General features: G+C 48.3%; 15 protein-coding genes, 1 tRNA gene and 2 pseudogenes. 9 read left to right on the top strand and 9 right to left on the bottom strand.

Features of this window, described 5'->3' with window-relative positions; translation table 11 throughout:
• Window position 1 precedes the first annotated feature (1 nt).
• Window positions 2-1,009 carry a type 1 fimbria D-mannose specific adhesin FimH gene (gene fimH / locus OGY18_RS16950; RefSeq protein WP_126318946.1) on the top strand — a complete coding sequence of 336 codons (1,008 nt, stop codon included), beginning with the start codon at window positions 2-4 and terminating at the stop codon, window positions 1,007-1,009.
• Between the two features lie 34 nt (window positions 1,010-1,043).
• Window positions 1,044-1,538, top strand: a complete 495-nt coding sequence (gene sfmF / locus OGY18_RS16945) for a fimbria assembly protein (protein ID WP_187392937.1) — start codon at window positions 1,044-1,046, stop codon at window positions 1,536-1,538.
• 49 nt (window positions 1,539-1,587) lie between these two features.
• Here the strand turns inward: sfmF and fimZ are convergent, their stop codons facing one another.
• The 3 genes from fimZ to fimW form a co-directional block, all read right to left on the bottom strand.
• Entirely contained in the window at window positions 1,588-2,220 is a 633-nt protein-coding gene (fimZ, locus tag OGY18_RS16940; RefSeq protein ID WP_003831119.1) for a fimbria biosynthesis transcriptional regulator FimZ, read from the bottom strand.
• Between the two features lie 586 nt (window positions 2,221-2,806).
• A complete protein-coding gene (gene fimY, locus OGY18_RS16935; protein ID WP_126955890.1) occupies window positions 2,807-3,529 on the bottom strand; it encodes a fimbria biosynthesis regulator FimY in 723 nt (240 codons plus the stop codon).
• A gap of 386 nt (window positions 3,530-3,915) precedes the next feature.
• Complete coding sequence (gene fimW / locus OGY18_RS16930; protein WP_008784010.1) at window positions 3,916-4,509, bottom strand: fimbria biosynthesis transcriptional regulator FimW; 594 nt, start codon at window positions 4,507-4,509, stop codon at window positions 3,916-3,918.
• 34 nt (window positions 4,510-4,543) lie between these two features.
• On the opposite strand from fimW, the gene OGY18_RS16925 reads away from it, so the two are divergent.
• Entirely contained in the window at window positions 4,544-4,723 is a 180-nt protein-coding gene (locus tag OGY18_RS16925; RefSeq protein ID WP_149384093.1) for a hypothetical protein, read from the top strand.
• A 39-nt stretch (window positions 4,724-4,762) separates the two neighbouring features.
• Window positions 4,763-4,839 (top strand) — tRNA-Arg (locus OGY18_RS16920).
• Between the two features lie 15 nt (window positions 4,840-4,854).
• Here the strand turns inward: OGY18_RS16920 and OGY18_RS16915 are convergent.
• Window positions 4,855-6,018 (bottom strand): annotated as a pseudogene (locus OGY18_RS16915) (integrase).
• 235 nt (window positions 6,019-6,253) lie between these two features.
• On the opposite strand from OGY18_RS16915, the gene OGY18_RS16910 reads away from it, so the two are divergent.
• A protein-coding gene (locus OGY18_RS16910; protein WP_286553721.1) for an IS3 family transposase occupies window positions 6,254-7,353 on the top strand; the annotation gives its coding sequence in 2 pieces (ribosomal slippage) (window positions 6,254-6,509 and window positions 6,509-7,353; 1,101 coding nt in all).
• 272 nt (window positions 7,354-7,625) lie between these two features.
• Here OGY18_RS16910 and OGY18_RS16905 read toward each other — a convergent pair.
• The 4 genes and pseudogenes from OGY18_RS16905 to torS form a co-directional block, all read right to left on the bottom strand.
• Window positions 7,626-9,237 (bottom strand): annotated as a pseudogene (locus OGY18_RS16905) (DUF6056 family protein).
• Window positions 9,238-9,257: 20 nt separating this feature from the next.
• Complete coding sequence (locus tag OGY18_RS16900; protein ID WP_286553719.1) at window positions 9,258-10,190, bottom strand: glycosyltransferase family 2 protein; 933 nt, start codon at window positions 10,188-10,190, stop codon at window positions 9,258-9,260.
• Window positions 10,187-10,549, bottom strand: coding sequence for a GtrA family protein (locus OGY18_RS16895; RefSeq protein ID WP_286553717.1), 363 nt, complete (start codon window positions 10,547-10,549; stop codon window positions 10,187-10,189). The genes OGY18_RS16900 and OGY18_RS16895 overlap by 4 nt, the downstream gene beginning before the upstream one ends.
• Before the next feature lie 285 nt (window positions 10,550-10,834).
• Window positions 10,835-13,600, bottom strand: a complete 2,766-nt coding sequence (gene torS, locus OGY18_RS16890) for a TMAO reductase system sensor histidine kinase/response regulator TorS (protein ID WP_286553715.1) — start codon at window positions 13,598-13,600, stop codon at window positions 10,835-10,837.
• A gap of 82 nt (window positions 13,601-13,682) precedes the next feature.
• Between torS and torT the strand changes: the two genes are divergently transcribed.
• Window positions 13,683-14,714 (top strand): TMAO reductase system periplasmic protein TorT, encoded by a 1,032-nt coding sequence (gene torT / locus OGY18_RS16885; protein WP_286553713.1) that lies wholly within the window; start codon window positions 13,683-13,685, stop codon window positions 14,712-14,714.
• On the opposite strand, the gene torR is transcribed toward torT, so the two are convergent.
• Complete coding sequence (torR, locus tag OGY18_RS16880; protein ID WP_286553744.1) at window positions 14,687-15,379, bottom strand: two-component system response regulator TorR; 693 nt, start codon at window positions 15,377-15,379, stop codon at window positions 14,687-14,689. The genes torT and torR overlap by 28 nt on opposite strands.
• A gap of 131 nt (window positions 15,380-15,510) precedes the next feature.
• Between torR and torC the strand changes: the two genes are divergently transcribed.
• Genes torC through torD form a run of 3 tightly spaced genes read left to right on the top strand, consistent with a single transcriptional unit; the run spans window position 15,511 to window position 19,830 of the window.
• Complete coding sequence (gene torC / locus OGY18_RS16875) at window positions 15,511-16,689, top strand: pentaheme c-type cytochrome TorC (RefSeq protein ID WP_003831126.1); 1,179 nt, start codon at window positions 15,511-15,513, stop codon at window positions 16,687-16,689.
• Entirely contained in the window at window positions 16,679-19,219 is a 2,541-nt protein-coding gene (torA, locus tag OGY18_RS16870) for a trimethylamine-N-oxide reductase TorA (RefSeq protein ID WP_286553711.1), read from the top strand. The genes torC and torA overlap by 11 nt, the downstream gene beginning before the upstream one ends.
• Window positions 19,216-19,830, top strand: coding sequence for a molecular chaperone TorD (gene torD, locus OGY18_RS16865; protein WP_286553709.1), 615 nt, complete (start codon window positions 19,216-19,218; stop codon window positions 19,828-19,830). Before torA ends, torD begins: the two co-directional genes overlap by 4 nt.
• The last annotated feature ends 29 nt before the right edge of the window (window positions 19,831-19,859 follow it).

Here is a 19,859-nt window from a genome sequence, read left to right as displayed (position 1 = left end):
GATGAAACGACAAACGGGTTTGTTACTGGGATGCGCTTTACTGCTGATGGCCCATTCGTCATGGGCGACAGTCTGCCAAAACTCGAATGGCACACCAACGGATGTTTTTTACGATCTGTCGAACGTCTTTAACAGCAGCAATAACCGGCCGGGACAGGTGGTGACGTTACCGGAAAAATCGGGCTGGATTGGCGTTAATGCTACCTGTCCGGCCGGGACGACGGTGAATTACACCTATCGAAGCTACGTTACGGAACTCCCTGTGCAAAGTACAGAAAATGGTTTTCAGTACCTGAAACTCAATGACTACCTGCTGGGGGCCATGAGCATCACTGATAGCTCTGCTGGGTTGTTTTATCCCCCGCGTAATTATATCCGTATGGGAACTCACCCCAACGTACCTAAGCAGCAGCCATTTGGCGTAATGGACTCAAAGCTGGTGTTTAAATTAAAAGTGATCCGCTCGTTTATTAACATGGTGCCGATCCCGCAACAGACAATGTTCAGAGTCTATGTCACGACCAGTACCGGAGATGCGCTAAGCACACCGGTTTATACCATCAGCTACAGCGGTAAGGTGGAGGTTCCACAAAACTGTGAGGTGAACGCCGGGCAGATTGTCGAGTTTGATTTTGGCGATATTGGCGCATCGTTGTTTAGCAAGGCGGGCGCAGGAAACCGGCCCGAAGGCATTAATCCGCAGACCAAAACGGTGGCGATAAAATGCACCAACGTCGCTGCACAAGCCTACTTAACCATGCGGGTAGAGGCCGAGAAAGCCTCCGGGCAAATGATGGTATCGGACAATCCTGACTTAGGGTTCATTGTCGCCGACAAAACCGGTAGACCGCTGACGCCCAATAATCTGTCCAGCACGATCCCATTTCAACTGGATGATAACGCCGCGGCAAACGTGAGTATTCGGACATGGCCGGTCAGCGTGACAGGGAATAAACCTACCGAAGGGCCTTTTACTGCCCGTGGCTATCTGCGAGTAGATTATGACTAACAAGCAAACGCCAACTTCATGGGCGCTTTTGGTGATGCTGCCCATACTGACATTCAGCTCGTTGTGCCATGCGGCCTCATCGCTGGGCGAAATCAATATTGAACTGCGCGGAAACGTGGTGGACTTTACCTGTGCGGTGATTGCCAGTGACAGCAATAAGTCGGTTGAATTGGGCACCTGGCCAACAAAGCAGTTACAGACCAGCGGGGATACTACCCAACCAGTCGCGTTTACGCTGAAGCTGGAAGGCTGCCCGCCAGGATCCGCCTCGATAACGTTTTCGGGTACTCCGGCCCCAGGCACGACGTTGCTCGCACTTGACGATGCGGTGATGGCGCAAAAGGTGGCGATTGAACTTCATGACAGTGACCGTACGCGATTACCGCTCGAACAGGCCAGCCAAACCGTAGGGATTGATGAAAACGGTAATGCCACGTTGACCTTTTTCGCCAACTATATCGCGTTAGCAGACGGGGTTCAGCCAGGCCTCGCCAGGGCCGATGCCACATTTATGATTAACTATAACTAATCAATGCGCGGATAAAATGCTCCCGAACGAAGTCTCGCCGGGAGTGCTATTACATTAATTCATGCATTTTTGCGTAATCGATCAGCTCAACGATAGTATGTAAGCCGAGTTTGGCGTAGATGTTAGCTTTGTGAGCACTAATCGTTTTATTGCTGAGTAACAGCTGCTCAGCAATTTCCTTATTAGAGAGGCCATTTGCCAGATAACGCAAAACCGTAACTTCGCGATTAGAGAGCGGCATGTCATTCAATACACCTTTTTTCATATTTATATTGTTAATGAAGTTTAGGGTGTCTGAAGGGAAAAAAGAATATCCCGATAAAATCATTTTTACCGCATTGTAGATATCATTCAAATCCTTTCGTTTACTGACAAAACCATTTGCACCGGCCCGGATAGCACGCCCGGCATAAAAGGACTCCGATTTGGAGGAGAGAAACAGCACCCGAGTATTCTCCTGCAGAGACTTTATTCTCTTGAGTAATGTAAATCCATCTGAACCAGGTAGTTCAATATCCAGAATGACAAGATCGACAGGGTAAGTGCGCAGGTGCTCTATTGCCGTACGGCTGTCATCGGTCTTCAACACAACCTGGATATTACTGTTTTTTTCAAGTAGTACTTCTATCGACATTCTGACAATAGGGTGTTCGTCCATAATGATAACGGATGCTGGTTTCATTGTTGTATGCCTCAAACTGTATGCGTATCTTGATAATTTTATAAAACATCAGGCGTTATAATATTGTCAAATAGCCAAGGGTTGTTCTGAGGGAGAGTCGAATAAATATTATTTCATCCTTGTTTATTCGGTTGCTCTTCTACAGAACAATGAATTTGTGGAAAATCCATTTCACACTGGGAAAACTAACAATTAATCAGAAAACTATGGGGATTATACCTGCTCTGTTCTTTCGGAAAAGGCTTACAACATTCAGGTTGTTAATGTCAGTTAGGATGTTCTAAAAGATCCAGATGTGTTAATGACTATTGGCATTATTTTACTGCTGTTTGAATTATGGCAGACTGAAAAAAATTTTTAAATGGTAAAAACAATACAATAAACTAATTGTTTAGGATTTGTTAAGGTGGGAATGACGCTATTTGTGCTGATATGCACAGAATCAGTATGGTTTACTGGGGTGGTGGAAGTTAGCATAATACCAGGAATAGTTGTAAATATTAAATAGTTGTGAAATTTAGATCTTTTATCTCATATAAAAATAAGTAATTTCCTAAAAAATCTTATGGCACATAGGGTTAGGGTGTTAAATTAAATGAGCAGAGGTAACGCTGAGGCGATGTATCAGGTGCAAAAAACGCTGCCGGTTTGCTAAGCCCAGACGCGCAATCAGCTGGTTCAGGCGATAGATGATACGGTGGTAGGGGCGAGCTTGTAACAAAGCAATCTCTTTTAAGGAGTTACCTTGTAAAAGTAATTCCACCATCTCCCAATCGAGCTGGTTTATGTGCCTGGAGTGAATATAGTTAAGGACTGGCGACAAGAAAGCGCGGCGCATCTCCGGGAGGCGCAGGCTACGTGACAAGATATAAAATGGACCGGACAGAGAAATAAAAGGGATTAGGTCTTCATCGTGGCGGGAAAGCAATATGAAGATTTGGATGTTATTCCGCGGTTTAATTAGCTGGCGCAGATACTCCAGAACATCAAAATAAGAGATTGTTAAACCTTCCATATCAACCACTAACTGACTAATTACCGACTCTCGCAGGCTGACTTTGGCCGATTCAATGGTCTGGAAGATCGCGGTACGTGCTCCTGAAAATAAATGTCGACCCAGCGCATAGGCCAGATAGTAATCTGTCGTAATAATCGCCTGAGATATAGTGTCACTCGGTAATGCGTATTCGAGTTTTTGCGTCAGATACTCAAGTTGGTCAAATACCTGTGATGTGTAGTGAGGATATTGCCAGGTACAGTTAGTGTTTCGTATACGGCGATGTCGATCCCGGCGTTTTGCGCTGTGCATCCTTTTCCATTCCATTTCTGTTGCGGCAGGTCTGGATAAATTGCCGACTATAAACATCCCTGACCCAAATTTTCTCCAGCGTAAAGGCGAGTTTCCTTGTGCTGTTGGGTTTCAATGCTTCAGCAATCATCAGACTGGCAATTGCGTATCCCATCAGAATAATCTGCCGGAAGTTTTCTGATGTCTTACTCAATGCCCAAAAAGTCGTTTTATCCAGTTCAACCTCTCTATGGGATTAGATAAAATATTACCGGGTGTGTCTTTCTGTTACCCCGGAAATAGTAAGCCAGGATTATTCTGGCAGCCTGAAGCCAGGTACAGTAGGTGTCGATACTTAATTGGTGATGAGATTTTTCTCAATAAAAAATCAGGCAGAGAGATGCCACCTAATTTTGTAGAAAGTTCAGATGCGCCCGGATGTATCTTAAGAATTGCTGATCGTTTTTCACATGCAGCTTTTTCATAATGCTGCGACGGGTGGCTTTGGCCTGAATTTCGCTTACCGAGAGCAGGTGAGCCGTTTCGGCTAAGGTATAGCCGCTGGCGAGAAACATTAAGAACTGACGTTCTTCGATAGAAAAGTTGCGAGTGGTGCAGTAATGGCAGATAGTTGCGGGCACGTTGTTGCGCAGCGCACGTTTTTGCAGGATGAGGACTAATTTTTTAGTCATTTCCTCAACGTCATCTTCCCGATAGATCAGTGGCAACATGTACAGGCAGGGCCGGAACATCAGCTTATCTTTATCGTTTCTGTTGCAGATGACAACCCGGTGTTGGCGGCGGGTATGGACCGGAATCTGATAGCAATCGGCGCTGAGCCAATCTTCATCCAGGGAAATAAACGCGATGTCAGCGCGATCGATATCCTCGACAGGCAAAAAGCAAATCTCCTGATGCCACTGATTTGCCAAATGGGAGATGATAATTTTTAGTCCATGTTCGAAGTGACTGTTTTCTTCCTTGATGGCGATACTTAACATTAAAGAGTTCCTGAACCGCTGGAGGGGTAAGGGAATGTTAAGCAAAATCATAAATATTCTAAATACATGTATCCCTAAATCTGGCGTTTCGTGGGCTGAGTTGTTACCAGGCGATTTCCTGGATACCCTTGAACAAGCAGAAAAAATCAACATTCGTACACTTCGCCAGCAACTGAAACAAAAGGCATTGACTCAGCAGGCGCTGACCGTATAATTCACGCGTTTCATCTGCATGAAGTAATCACTTCGCAATGCGCCCTTAGCTCAGTTGGATAGAGCAACGGCCTTCTAAGCCGTAGGTCGTAGGTTCGAATCCTACAGGGCGTACCATTATATTTCAGTAACTTACCCATTTTCTGCAAGTTCCTTATTTTCCAGATGGGACATATTTGGGACATCATCACTGAAAATAGAGTCAATTTGCTTCGCGTGTTCCGTTAAATGGTTCGGCGCAAGGTGAGCGTATCGGCGCACCATCTCGATGCTCTCCCATCCTCCCATTTCCTGCAGAACAGAAAGCGGTACTCCGGACTGAATTAGCCAACTGGCCCATGTGTGCCTCAGATCGTGGAAGCGGAAATCCTCAATCCCGGCCCGGCGGCAAGCTGCATTCCATGCCCGCTGATCATCTACGCGCATCTTTCTCACGGTTGGCGTCTTTGAACCATCAGGCCGGGGGCCTTCTTTCGTATGCACGAACACCCATTTATGATGCTTACCAATCTGGTCACGCAATACCTTACAAGCGGTGTCATTCAGCGCTACGCCAATAGCGCGGTTTGACTTGCTGTCTTCGGGGTTTACCCAGGCAACACGACGCTGCATGTCGATCTGCTGCCATTCCATGTTGATAATGTTCGAACGACGCAGGCCGGTAGCCAGCGCAAACTTAACAACCGACTTTAACGGCTCTGGACACTCATCAATCAGCCTTTTCGCCTCATCAGCCTCAAGCCACCTGACGCGCTTATTGCGTACCGATGGAACCTTGATCACCGGCGCTTTCTCCAGCCATTTCCAGTCACGTTCTGCTGCCCGCAGAATTGCCTTCATCAACGCCAGATGCTTGGCCTTGGTGGAGGTGGTGACCGGTTTAGCTGAATAGACTGGCGCTGGTTCTCCATTCTTCTGCGCCGCTGCAGCTTTGATTTTCTATATCTCAAGCTGCTTGCAGTTGCTCATCCTGTTCACTGCTGAGTAAATCTTTTGCTCGGTCACATCCTTTAACCGGATCCCCTCAAAATGCGCCAGCCAGAAAGCCATACGACTGCGGTCATCCTTCAGTGATTTCTTCTCTGCCTTTTCCTCCAGCCATCGCAGACAGGCATCGTCAAACGTTACATCAGGGAAATCCCCAAGCCGGTCTACTCGCCACAATTCAGCTTTGCGCTTGTCATGTAGCTCAGTAGCGAGCCGCTTGTCGGAAGTCCCAAGGCTTTCCTTAATTCGCTTCCCGCCCGGTGTCGAGTAGGACGTGTACCATATTTCACCTCTGCGGAAGAGTGACATTGTTTTTCCTCTGTTATGCCATCACCCGCGCTCACGGAGACAGTATGCAGCGGAGAGTTAAGAGCCGCAATGCAGGCCTGTTGTGTGGTGAGGTATGGGGTACTAGTTCCTGGACTGCTACTGGCTATATCGTAAATGGAATTTCTCATGTCTACTTGATCTTCTCCCTGAAAACAGTACCAGGCTAAACTGAAATCTTCGGTCTTTCTTCCATCTCACTGAGAGGCGCATTGCCATGAAAAAGACCCGTTATACCGAAGAACAGATTGCGTTTGCAATGAAACAGGCCGAAACCGGCACCCGTGTCGGGGAAGTCTGCAGAAAGATGGGTATTTCTGAGGCCACTTTTTATAACTGGAAGAAAAAATTTGCCGGTCTGGGCGTGACCGAGCTGCGGCGTCTGCGGCAGTTGGAGGATGAAAATCAGCGGCTGAAGAAACTGGTGGCTGATCTGAGTCTGGACAAGGAGATGCTGCAGGAGGTACTGAAGCAAAAGTTCTGAGGCCGGCTCAGAAGCGCCAGGCAGTACATTTCCTGCGAGAGGCATACCGTATCAGCGTCCGTCGGGGATGCGGATTGCTGATGCAGAGCAGAACTGTCTACCACTGGCAGAGTCGGCGTGACGATCGGGCAATAACGCTGCGCATCAAGGAAATTGCGGAAACACGAATACGCTACGGTTGTCCGCGCATTCACGTTCTGCTGCGACGAGAAGGTTGGCTAATTAACTATAAGAAAATACACCGGATTTATTGTCTGGAAGGCCTGAATTTGCGCAGGAAACGTCCCCGCAGGCATATCAGTGCGGCACACCGTCAGCAGCGTCCGTCCCTGACGTACATCGATCAGTGCTGGAGTATGGATTTCGTGTCGGATAGTCTGTTTAATGGACGGCGCTTCCGGGCGCTGGCTGTAGTGGATAATTTTAGTCGGGAATGCCTGGCGATCCATGCCGGAAAATCATTGAAGGGTGAAGATGTGGTCCGGGTAATGGAAGCACTGCGGGGGCTGGATAATCGTCTGCCGGTACGTATTCAAACAGATAACGGTAGCGAGTTTATCTCGAAAAGTCTGGATAAATGGGCGTATGAACACGGTGTGACGATGGACTTCTCCCGCCCCGGAAAACCGACAGATAACCCGTTTATTGAATCGTTTAACGGAAGCCTGCGGGATGAATGCCTGAATATTCACTGGTTCCTGTCGCTGGAAGATGCGCAGGATAAACTCGAGAAGTGGCGCAGAGAATATAATCATGAGAGGACACATTCATCATTAAATGACATGACTCCGGCTGAATTTATCCGGAGCCTGCAAAAAGACGAAGATCTCTGATTTAGCACTGCATTGATTTTGGGCCAGGATCAATTTGGCCGGGATCTCAAAAAATGCCTGGAACTAAAACGGGTCTATTTACATACCCAGGGGTCCCTCCAGATTCATCTGTTATACAATTTGGAGAGGGTTCTAGATGGGAGTTGGCAAAGCCTACCGCAGGAAATATTTATAAATGGATTTATACTAGTGGAGGTGTTTGGTTGGCTGCTGGAAGTATGTGATTAAATAGGCGGCAAGCCGCCTATTATTAATTTTTAGCTTGTGGTAAGTTAATTTATAGAATATTCGCCAATTATTTCAGAGCCATGACTAACGTATATATTGCTAGCCTTTCTTGCGATTTTGCTATCAACCTCAACACCGATATATAAACTATTATTTATGCTTACTGGGTTGTACTTGATGACTAAATCATGACTTGATCCGTCATTGAACTTGATAGTCAATGATAAATTATCGTCGATGCCAAATTCTTTAGCATTTTTGTCAACGGCAAAAATAAATGTGCTTGGTATAAAAAAACTTGGTTTTGAATGATATAAAGAAAGTAGTCTGCTCCCACTTATTTTATTGTTCTCAGTGCTGCCTGAAATTATTGGTGAGAAGTCGAAATTAATTTTTTCAATATTCACTTTATCTACACTATAGTATTTTGCGAATGCACCAGGATTGAAAAATTCGTCAAATCTGTCATTTACATTTAGTAACTTAATGAAATAATAATCTGGCAAAGTAATCTCATTTAATGATTCCTGTTTTGACTTTAACACAATAGCATCTCTTATTTTGTTTTGTTCAGAGATGTTTTTGTATGAATTATAAACAAGATGGTATGATGCAATAAATAACAATACTAGTGAAGCAATAAAAGCTGAATATATAATCTTTATTAAAATAGATTTATTTTGCGACAGATAATTAATTACGAATGCCAATGACATTAATGAAAAATAAAAACCACCTGTCCACGATCTTGGTGGCGTGTAAGGAGAGCCAACAAGCGACAATAATGCGATTGCTGAACATGCTAAAAAAGATGCGCAATATAATGTGTCATTGTTCAAGAATTTATTCTTAGCATCACGCAATGCCATTATTACTGAAAAAATAAATGCTATAGCAATCACTACCCCAAATGTAATGATCGGGTAAATCATCCTATCTTCAAGGTGGTATAAAACTCTTGTAAATATAGGCCAACTGTACCATTGCTGAAAAGAAACATCCTGTGCTCTATTGAAATTCCCTGGAGACAATATCAACAATGCACTGCCTATAAAAACGCTAGAGCATAAAAATAAAGTGTTTAATATTTTTTCACGATCTGTCAATGCCTGAATAAAAATCATTAAAATACAGAAAAACGATAAGGCAATAGATGCGCTTTCATTAGACCACCCAGCAATAAATCCTAGTAGTGAAATAATTGCTATTTTATAGACATTTAGACCATTTCGCCATTTTAAAAATAAATATAAAAATGAAACTATAAACAATACAGTTAAAGAGTAGTTGGAACTTCCAACTATCCAAAAAACAGACTGACCTAGATTAGGGTTAAAGCACCAAAATATCAAAAAAATAACAGGGAATATTTTTTTTTGTGTTATTGATTCCAGTTGCGGCATATGGGAGTGCCGATATAAAATAAATTATAACGATTATAAGTAGAGAGTTAATCGCAGATCTTAAATAGAAATCATTAATATGCAATAAAATGTTTGAGATGTAATCAGCAATAAATCTACCACTCCATGACATATAGTGAGCAACATGGCTTTTTATATCCAAACTCAATAGTGCATAGCTAAAATCATCTGAATGCAAAGGAGTATATACTGCAATTGCATATACTAAAGCAAATGCTATGATATAAATCATATTTACATTTGTCTTAATCTTCATTTTGGTCCCTTTGTATTGTTACTCTTGATTAAATATCTAGGCCTAGCCTTAGTTTCCGTGTATATCCTTCCAATATACTCTCCAAGAACACCAATGCCAATTAGCTGCACGCCGCCAAGAAAAAGAATTGATACCAGAAGCGATGGATATCCACGCACTGCATTGCCAAACACAATAGTGTCAAATATCATCCATAATCCATATAAAAATGCTATTCCTGCAACAGCCATCCCTATATATGTCCAGATACGAAGTGGGAATGTTGAAAAACTGGTAATTCCTTCTAGTGCAAGGTTCCATAATTTCCATCCATTGAATTTTGAATCGCCTGCCACGCGTTCAGCGCGGGCATATTCAACCACATCAGCCTTGCCACCAACCCAAGATAAAACCCCCTTCATGAACAGGTTTCGCTCAGGCATTAGTTTTATATTTTCAACAACTTCACGTGACATTAATCTAAAATCACCAACGTTTTCTTCGATTTTTGGTGTGCTGATTTTGTTGTGTAGTTTATAAAACCATTCAGCTGTCTTGCGCTTTAGTCTGCCATCTGTTGATCTATCTATTCGTTTAGCAAGAACCATATCTGCACCAGACTGCCATTTTTCTATGAGATGGGGTATGACCTCGATGGGGTCCTGCAGGTCGACATCAATAGGGATGATGGCTTCACCAGTAGCATTGTCTAGCCCAGCAAACAAAGCGGGCTCTTTTCCGAAGTTTCTTGTAAATGAAAGTGGGGTTACCAGCTTATCAGACACTGCCAGTGCATTAATCATAGCTTCGGTTGAGTCGCTGCTTCCATCATTGATGAAGATTATCTCAACCTCGTGATCTTTTAGGCCTTCAAACTCGCGTACAGTTTTATAAAAAATAGGTATCGTGGCCTCTTCGTTAAAGACCGGAACGACTAAAGAAATTTTCATTTCGCATCCCTAAAGACAATGAATTTTGAATAGATAAATCCGCATATCAGACTGATGGCAGAGAATACGATTAGAGTGATGATAGGTGCCATTCCTGATTTATCAGCAGCCCAACCAACAATTGCGCTCAGTATTCCCATGAACCCGACGTAGAGCATGTATCGCATAGTTGAGGTTGATGCTTTGAAGGTGAATTTTGCATTAGCAAAGAAGCTGAACGATACCGCGACAACGAACCCAACAAAGTTACCGAGAGCCTGTCCAGTATGAAATGCGTATATGCAAGTAGCGAACACTACCCAATGTATGAGCGTATTGATAACGCCTATTGATGTGTACCTGGCGAATAGCTTTAACATTATAAAAATCAGTGAATTCTTAGAGGCCGAAAGTTTAGCATTTGAAAGCGGAACGATCGACCTATGATGTTGGATGGTGAGACAAAAACGGAACACACAAAGCTTTGCATCGGTTTGCAAGGCTTTGCATGTTTTTCGAAGATGGGACGTGTGAGCGCAGTGTTGGCGGGGTATGTTATTGACTTAGAAGATAGTTCTAGGAACTTCTAAGCCGTAGGTCGTAGGTTCGAATCCTACAGGGCGTACCATTCAAAATCAGTCCCTATACTCAGCTTCAACGTACCGTTACGCGCGGGACAATTTTTCTTTTTCCAGCCAACGTTCTACCTCATAAAGACTTTGTTGGATCTCCTCTCTGAGTGAAAAATCACCCAACGGCTGCTGTTCAAGTGCTGCACACATCGTGCTGGCTGAGCGCATTCCCATGCTGGCGCAGCTGCTTTTTAGCTGATGCGTCAGACGTTTTATCCGCTCATCGTCATGTGCTGCGCGGGCAGCGTCAATCTCATCTAATACAGGAAGAGTGTGTTGCTTAAAGAGCGCTAACCATTCGTGCACCTTTTGCCATCCCATAACCTGGATATCTCCAGCCAGCTGCTGAAAATCTAACCGTTTGTTGTCATTTTCTGATGCAAGCGGGGGAGTCGCACTACCATGCAGATAATGCGTAATAAGTCGACTGAGTTCATCCCGGGGGACTGGTTTTTGAATAATGCCAAGGAACAGGGTGCTGGTTCTTTGGCTTAGCGTTTCGTCGATGACGTGCGCGCTAAAGCCGATCAGGCTAAGTGCCGGATAGTCGTGGGCTAACTGCTGTGCCAGCGTGATCCCGTTGATATCAGGAAGATCGAAATCAACCAGAGCAGCATCGTAGCGTGTATCTTCCTGCAATATTTTTAGCGCCTCAGCGGCACTGCTGGCAGCAGTAACCTGTGCGCCATTGAGGATGAGCATTTCAGTACTGATACGTTGTGTAAGAGGATTATCCTCGATCAGCAATAAGCGTAAGCCCTGTAACGATATGGAACGTTGTGCGGGTTTCATGATGGGCATCGTGGTTGCCCGCAATGGCAGACGCAGCTGGAAACAGCTCCCGACGCCGGGCGTGCTGGTGACGCTCAGCTCTCCCTGCATTGCCTGGGCGAGACTGGCGCTGATGGTTAGTCCGAGTCCGGTTCCACCTCGTTTACTGCTTACCTGAACAAACGGCTGAAAAATATCGTGCTGGCGGGCAGGGTCAATTCCACATCCCGTATCTTCAACCTCGATGTACCAGTTTTTGCCCTCACATCGGCTATGCAGGATAATGTGTCCCCGATCGGTAAAGCGTAGTGCATTGTTTAATAAATTAGTAATGATTTGCCGGATGCGGCGAGGATCGCCACGGAGGGAAGCGGGAACGTTATCGGCAAAATCAGCAACCAGCACGACCGGGCGACCGGCAACGCGGCTGTTCATGAGTTGAAGCGTACTTTCCAGCAAGGGTTTGGGTTCAAAAGGCTCATCGCCTATCGCCACATTCTTACCGCCCGCTTCGATGGCAGAATAGTCGAGGATATCGTTGAGGATGGTCAGCAAAGACTCGCCCGAGTCGGTGATTGCGCGTAGATTTTCCCGATGCTGTGCCAGGATGGGATTGTCTGAGAGCAACTGCGCAGTGCCGAGGATACCATACAGCGGGGTGCGTATTTCATGGCTCATGGCGGCAAGAAACGCCGATTTTGCCTGGTTAGCTTTTTCAGCTTCTGCACGGGCCTGTCGGTGTTCAGATACCATAGAATGCAGCTCGGCGGTGCGAGCTTTAACCTGTGCGGCCAGATGTTCACGATGGCTATTGAGGGCGTGAACGCTGCTGCGAAAGGCATCCATCAACCGCCCGATGGTATCCAGTTCACGAACGCCTGCGGTTTCCGGGAATGGGGAGTCAATATCCCCCTCCAGCAGACGCTGTAACGCCTGGGTTTGCTGTGCCAGTGGTCGAGTGACTGAGCGATAAACCACACGCCAAAGTATAAGAATCAGCAAACATAATGACACGCCACCTAACAGTAGCAGCAAGTGTTGCCCGCGCTGGCTGGTCTGTTTGAGATACGCCAGTCCACTTTGATTACGCTGGCCGATGGTTTCCACCAACTGGCTGACTTCGCTACTGAAACGGGTAAATTGCTCGATATTATTCTGCGATAAGATCTGCAATTGGGTCGTGATGTCATTATCCTGGCGATACAGGGACAGTAGCTCAACATAACGGCTAATCGTATTGACGGTGTTGGCCACCTGAGTGCGCACCACGGGATCTTCAATACGTATTTGTCGGCGCTGAAGTACTCTGACGGCGGCATTCAACTGGTTTTCCAGCGCAGCGAGGTTATTCTGCGCCTGGTTATTCCCTAGGTTCATGACCATTTGCTGCACGCGTAGCGCACTCAGGCGCAGTTCATTCATCTGGTTATAATATTCCAGATCGATATCGATGAGCCTGTCCAGCGCGTGTTCAGCCGCCTGCCCCTGATGGCTCTCAATCAAATCGTAAATGCTGGCCTGTGTCGCACCTGCCGACGTGGCGGCATTACTGGCCTGTCCGCGTGCCATTTCGGCAACGTCAGCGGTGGCCTCAATAATTTGCTGGCTGAGTTGTTGCTGTTGAGCGCGTAATTTCAGGCGTTCGCCAACCATCTCCCCCTGGTGGCTTAACGATCGGGCGATTTCTTTCTCCTGCTGTTCAATAGCAGAAGTATCAAAGCCCTGTTCACGAAGGGTTTTGAGTAATGTGGTTATTTTCAGGCTCTGGGCGGTTAACATTCTCCCCTGAGCCAGCCACATATTTTCATTGTCTGCGGTGGTCAGATTTTGTGCGGAAAACAGTTCCCAGGCGCTGGCTTCGCTGAGCTGGCGCGCCATATCCATGGTTGGAATTAGCGCCTGGGTATTGGCCTGCTCAACCTGGCTGACAAAACGCAGGTTATACCAGCCTGTCAGCGTACTGATGAGAGTCAGTGCCGCCATCAGCGCAAAGCCTATCCACAGTCGTTTAGTCAGAGATAAATTCACTGTCTGGTCGCCACAGTTTAAAAAGGTTGAGTCCAAAAGAGGAAAGCAACTAGGATAAAGCCTTATCAATGTTGAGGCTATCATGCGCGTATTGGTTTTCCTGTTAATCACGATTTTTCCCGGTTTGAGTCATGCGGCTGGAGCCGCATTGCTGCGCTGGCAGGATACGCAGCAGGCAGTCCCGGAACTGCAATCGGACGTTACTGCAAACAAAGTCTGGAAACTGTGCGCGCTGTATCCCAGCCTGAAAGACTCCTATTGGCTTTCAGTGAATTACGGCATGCTTGAGGCGGCGAGAAAATACGGAGTAAGTCTGAAGGTGTTAGAGGCGGGAGGGTATCGTCAGTTCTCCACGCAAAAAACACAAATCGCCCAGTGCCAGCAATGGGGAGCAGATGCCATATTGCTGGGTAGTAGCACGACGACCTTCCCGGATCTTTCCGCGCAGGTAGGCGCGTTGCCGGTCATTGAGGTAGTGAATGCGATACACGATCCGACGGTGAAAGCACGGGTTGGCGTTCCGTGGTTCCAGATGGGGTATCAGCCGGGCCGCTATCTGGTCAAGTGGAGCGGCGGCAAACCGTTAAAGGTTCTGCTATTGCCAGGACCTGATGACGCCGGAGGCAGTCGCGAAATGGTGGCAGGATTCCGTCAGGCGATTGCCGGTAGTCAGGTGCACATCGTGGATGTGGCGTTGGGGGATAATGATATTGAAGTTCAGCGCAACCTGTTACAGGAGATGCTTGAGCGTCACCCGGATGTCGATGTGGTTGCCGGTACGGCAATTGCTGCGGAAGCGGCGATGGGAGAGAAGCGGAATCCGGGGACGCCGCTAACCGTGGTCTCTTTTTACCTGTCGCATCAGGTATATCGCGGACTTAAACGCGAAAGAATCATTATGGCTGCTAGCGATCAGATGGTCTGGCAAGGTGAACTGGCGATTCAACAGGCTATCAGAGTATTACAAGGGCAACCGGTACCGGAAAATATCAGTCCGCCGATCCTGGTGCTCACCCCGAAAAATGCCGACAGCGAGCATGTTCAGCGCTCGCTGTCTCCCGGCGGGTTCCGTCCGGTTTATCTGTATCAGTACACGTCGGCCGCTAAAAAATAACCTTCGCCGTGCTGCGTCACCAGTAAATCAGCCCGTAGCTTGTGGCGCAAACGGCGGATCAGCACATCCACGGTGCGTAAGTCTGGATTGTCTACCCGTCGTGCCGAAAGCATACGCAGTAAACGTTCGCGGCTGAGAATTTCCCCCGGATTGGTGACAAAGGCGACCAGCATTTCATACTCGGCGCGGGTGAGTTTGATCGTCTCATCGCCCAGCTCCAGGGTATGCCGGGAGACATTCAGACAGTATCCGGCAAACTGATAGCAGTTATCTTTGGTCTCCGGCTGTGCCTGGCGGGCAAGATCGATACGCCAGAGCAAATTTTTAACCCGAACCACCAGTTCACGTAGCTCCAGCGGCTTGGTGACATAATCATCAGCGCCCATTTCCAGGCCAACGATCCGGTCAATTTGATCGCTACGACCTGTCACCAGAATTATCCCCACCGTTGAGCGTTCGCGCAGGGCGCGGGTCAGCATTAAGCCATTTTCGTCCGGGAGGTTGATATCCAACAGAATGAGATCGACAGGATGTTGTGACATGATTTCACGCAGACCAGCTCCGCTGGCGGTAACAGAGACATGATGACCTTCCTGTTCAAAATAAGCCTGTAACCGTGCCTGGGTGACCGGTTCATCTTCAACAATGACAATGTGATGCGGCATCCTGATGGCGTTCTCTTTCTGTTCATATCTGTTCACATTGTGCCGTAAGCCATTCATCCTGACCAGTGTTACTGTTCACATTTGAGAAATAAGATCCTCTGTAACTAAACCATAAGATTACAGGGGCTATTATGCGGAAACTATGGAGGGCGCTGCTCAGACCGAGCGCACGTTGGTCAGTGTTGGCGCTGGTCGTTATCGGGATTGTGGTCGGTATTGCGCTGATCGTCTTGCCGCACGTTGGTATTAAATTAACCAGTTCTACCGAGTTTTGCGTGAGCTGCCACAGTATGCAGCCGGTTTACGAAGAATATAAACAGTCTGCACATTTTCAGAATGCCTCCGGGGTACGCGCAGAGTGTCATGACTGCCACATTCCATCCGATATTCCAGGCATGGTGAAACGTAAGCTGGAGGCCAGCAACGATATTTACCAAACCTTTGTTGCCCACTCTATTGATACTCCAGAGAAATTCGAAGCCAAACGCGCTGAGCTGGCGGAACGCGAATGGGCGCGAATGAAGGAGAACAATTCCGCGACCTGTCGTTCTTGTCATGACTATGATGCGATGGACCACGCTAAACAACATCCTGAAGCTGCGCGCCAGATGAAGATTGCGGCCAAGGACAACCAATCCTGTATCGACTGCCATAAAGGTATTGCACACCAGCTTCCCGATATGAGCAGCGGTTTCCGCAAGCAGTTTGATGAGTTACGCGCCAGGGCGAACGACGATGGCGAGACGCTCTACTCTCTGGACATCAAACCTATTTATGCCGCCAAAGGTGATAAAGAACCTGCAGGCTCACTGCTGCCCGCTTCTGAAGTGAAAGTGTTAAAGCGTGATGGTGACTGGCTGCAAATTGAAATTGTCGGCTGGACCGAGAGTAATGGGCGTCAGCGCGTGTTGGCGCAACTGCCGGGCAAGCGCATTTTTGTGGCTTCCATTCGTGGCGACATCCAGCAGCACGTGAAGACGCTGGAGCAAACCACCGTTGCGGAAACGAATACGCCATGGAGTAAATTGCAGGCCACTGCCTGGATGCAGAAGGGCGATATGGTCAACGACATCAAACCGATCTGGGCTTATGCCGACTCACTCTATAACGGAACCTGTAACCAATGCCACGGCGCACCAGAGAAAGAACACTTTGATGCTAACGGTTGGATTGGCACGTTGAACGGCATGATTGGATTTACCAGTCTGGATAAACGTGAAGAACGTACCTTGCTGAAATATCTGCAAATGAATGCCTCTGACACTACGGATAAGCCGCATGGCGATAAGGGAGAAAGCAATGAAAAATAACGATCTCTTTCAGGCATCGCGCCGACGTTTTTTGCTGCAACTGGGCGGCTTGACCGTAGCAGGTATGTTAGGGCCTTCGCTGCTCACGCCGCGTAGCGCTAATGCCGCAGAGGTGCAGGGGGCAGGCGTCAAAGAGGGGATTCTGACCGGTTCTCACTGGGGGGCCATTCGTGCCACCGTGGTTGACGGTCGTTTCATTGAGGCCAGGCCGTTCGAGCGCGATAAATACCCGTCAAAAATGATCGCCGGACTCCCGGATCACGTACATGGTGGAGCGCGTATTCGCTACCCGATGGTCCGCGTGGACTGGTTGCGTAAACGCCATCAGAGCGATACCTCGCAACGTGGAGATAACCGCTTTGTGCGCGTTTCGTGGGATGAAGCGCTGGATTTCTTCTATCAGGAACTGGAGCGCATTCAGAAGACTTATGGTCCGAGCGCGCTGCTAACGGCCAGCGGCTGGCAATCGACCGGGATGTTCCACAATGCTTCCGGGATGCTGGCGCGTGCCATTGCGCTGCATGGCAACAGCGTGAGTACGGGGGGCGACTATTCCACCGGTGCCGCTCAGGTCATTCTGCCACGTGTGGTGGGATCAATGGAGGTCTATGAGCAGCAAACCTCCTGGCCACTGGTACTCGAAAACAGCAAAACCATTGTGCTGTGGGGTTCTGATCTCATCAAAAACCAGCAAGCGAACTGGTGGTGTCCGGATCATGATGTCTACGAATACTACGAGCAACTGAAGGAAAAAGTGGCACGGGGCGAGATTTCGGTCATCAGCGTTGACCCGGTCGTCACCTCGACTCATGACTACCTGGGCCGCGACAAGGTTAAGCACATCGCCGTGAATCCGCAGGCTGATGTACCGCTACAGCTGGCGCTGGCACACACGCTGTATACCGAGAAGCTCTACGATAAGCATTTCCTCGAGAACTACTGCGTTGGGTTTGAGCAATTTCTGCCTTATCTGCTGGGAGAAAGTGACGGACAGCCTAAAGATGCCCAGTGGGCGGAAAAAATCTGCGGGATTGATGCTGAGACAATCCGTGAACTGGCACGGCAGATGGCGGGCGGCAGAACGCAGATTATTGCCGGCTGGTGCGTGCAGCGTATGCAGCACGGGGAACAGTGGGCGTGGATGATCGTGGTGCTGGCCTCAATGCTCGGGCAAATTGGCTTACCCGGGGGGGGATTTGGCTTTGGCTGGCACTACAACGGCGCGGGCACCCCAGGGCGTAAAGGCGTTATCCTGAGCGGATTTTCTGGTTCCACCACCGTTCCACCGGTACATGACAGCACCGATTATAAGGGCTACAGCAGTACCATCCCGATCGCGCGTTTTATCGATGCGATTCTGGAGCCGGGCAAGAGCATTAACTGGAACGGTAAAACCGTCAAGCTGCCACCGTTGAAGATGTGCGTTTTTGCCGGGACCAACCCGTTCCATCGTCACCAGCAGATCAACCGTATTATTGAGGGCTGGCGTAAGCTGGAAACCGTTATCGCCATCGACAATCAGTGGACGTCGACCTGTCGGTTCGCTGACATCGTATTGCCGGCGACGACCCAGTTTGAACGTAACGATCTTGACCAGTATGGCAACCACTCCAACCGCGGCATTATCGCTATGAAGCAGCTGGTGCAGCCGCAGTTTGAAGCGCGTAATGATTTCGATATTTTCCGCGATCTTTGCCGCCGCTTTAACCGTGAAGAAGCGTTCACAGAAGGGCTGGATGAGATGGGCTGGTTGAAGCGCATCTGGCAGGAAGGAAGCCAGCAAGGGAAGGGACGCGGTGTTCATCTTCCGGCTTTCGACGTTTTCTGGAATCAGCAAGAGTACGTTGAATTCGAACATCCGCAGATGTTTGTCCGCCATCAGGCCTTCCGCGAAGATCCTGACCTTGAACCTCTGGGGACGCCGAGCGGTTTGATCGAGATCTATTCGAAAACTATTGCCGATATGCAATATGACGATTGCCAGGGACATCCGATGTGGTTTGAGAAAATCGAACGTTCACACGGTGGGCCTGGATCGCAACGTTGGCCGCTGCATCTGCAATCCGTCCACCCGGATTTCCGTTTGCATTCACAGCTCTGCGAGTCCGAAGCGCTGCGTAAGCATTACGCGGTAGGTGGCAAAGAGCCGGTGTTTATTAACCCGCAGGATGCCAGCGCCAGGGGGATCCGCAACGGCGATATAGTTCGTGTATTTAACGCGCGTGGACAAGTGCTGGCCTGCGCGGTTGTCTCCGATCTCTACTCGCCGGGCGTGGCGCGCATCCATGAAGGTGCCTGGTACGATCCTGATAACGGTGGCGAAACCGGAGCGCTGTGTAAATATGGCAATCCGAACGTGTTAACCCTGGATATCGGCACGTCTCAGCTGGCGCAGGCGACCAGTGCGCATACTACGCTGGTGGAAATTGAGAAATATGCCGGTAAGGTGGATAACGTGACGGCGTTCAGCGGCCCGATAAAAATGGTGGCGCAGTGTGAATATGTCCCGGCTGAGCAGGTGAAGTCATGATAAAAGACACCTCCCTGACAACAGAACAGATGGCCTGCGTTTATGCCTGGCTGGCGCAAATGTTTTCCCAGGAGCGTGACGGTGAAGGATTAGCGCAATTGCAGTCCAGCGAAATGGCTGAGTGGTTCGCGGTGCTCAAAGGCGAGCCGCTGCTTGAGGCGCAGGTTCTTCAACTGGAAGCGAAAATTGCCGCGCTCAAGGTCCGTGAAGACGCTACTCTGGAACTGGCGGCTGATTTTTGCAGCCTGTTCCTGATGTCGGATAAACACGCAGCGTTACCCTACGCATCGGCTCATCTTGAAGAAGGGCCAAACTACGGGGTCATTAAACAACTGTTATCTGATGCGGGCATGCAGGTAAGCGATACGTTTAGCGAATCAGCCGATCATCTGGCGATTTTTATCGAACTGCTGAGTCATCTGCATTTTTCTCTTGGTGAGCCAGGGGTTAGCCGTCAGCGTATTGATGTGTTGCGCAGAGAAACGCTGGCGGGGCTGTTACGCTGGTTACCGGAGTTCACCACTAAATGCCGCAGATATGATGACTTTGGTTTCTACGGTGCGTTGAGCCAGCTGCTGCTGGCATTTGTCAGGCTGGATCATCAGAACTGAGTGATGGCCTGAGCCACAGAAAAACGGGA

It is taken from the genome of Citrobacter sp. Cpo142, from assembly GCF_030332425.1.
In the GTDB taxonomy this organism is placed as follows: domain Bacteria; phylum Pseudomonadota; class Gammaproteobacteria; order Enterobacterales; family Enterobacteriaceae; genus Citrobacter; species Citrobacter portucalensis.
The sequence above is the reverse complement of the archived record's forward strand: the minus strand, read 5'-3'. Positions and strand labels throughout refer to the sequence as shown.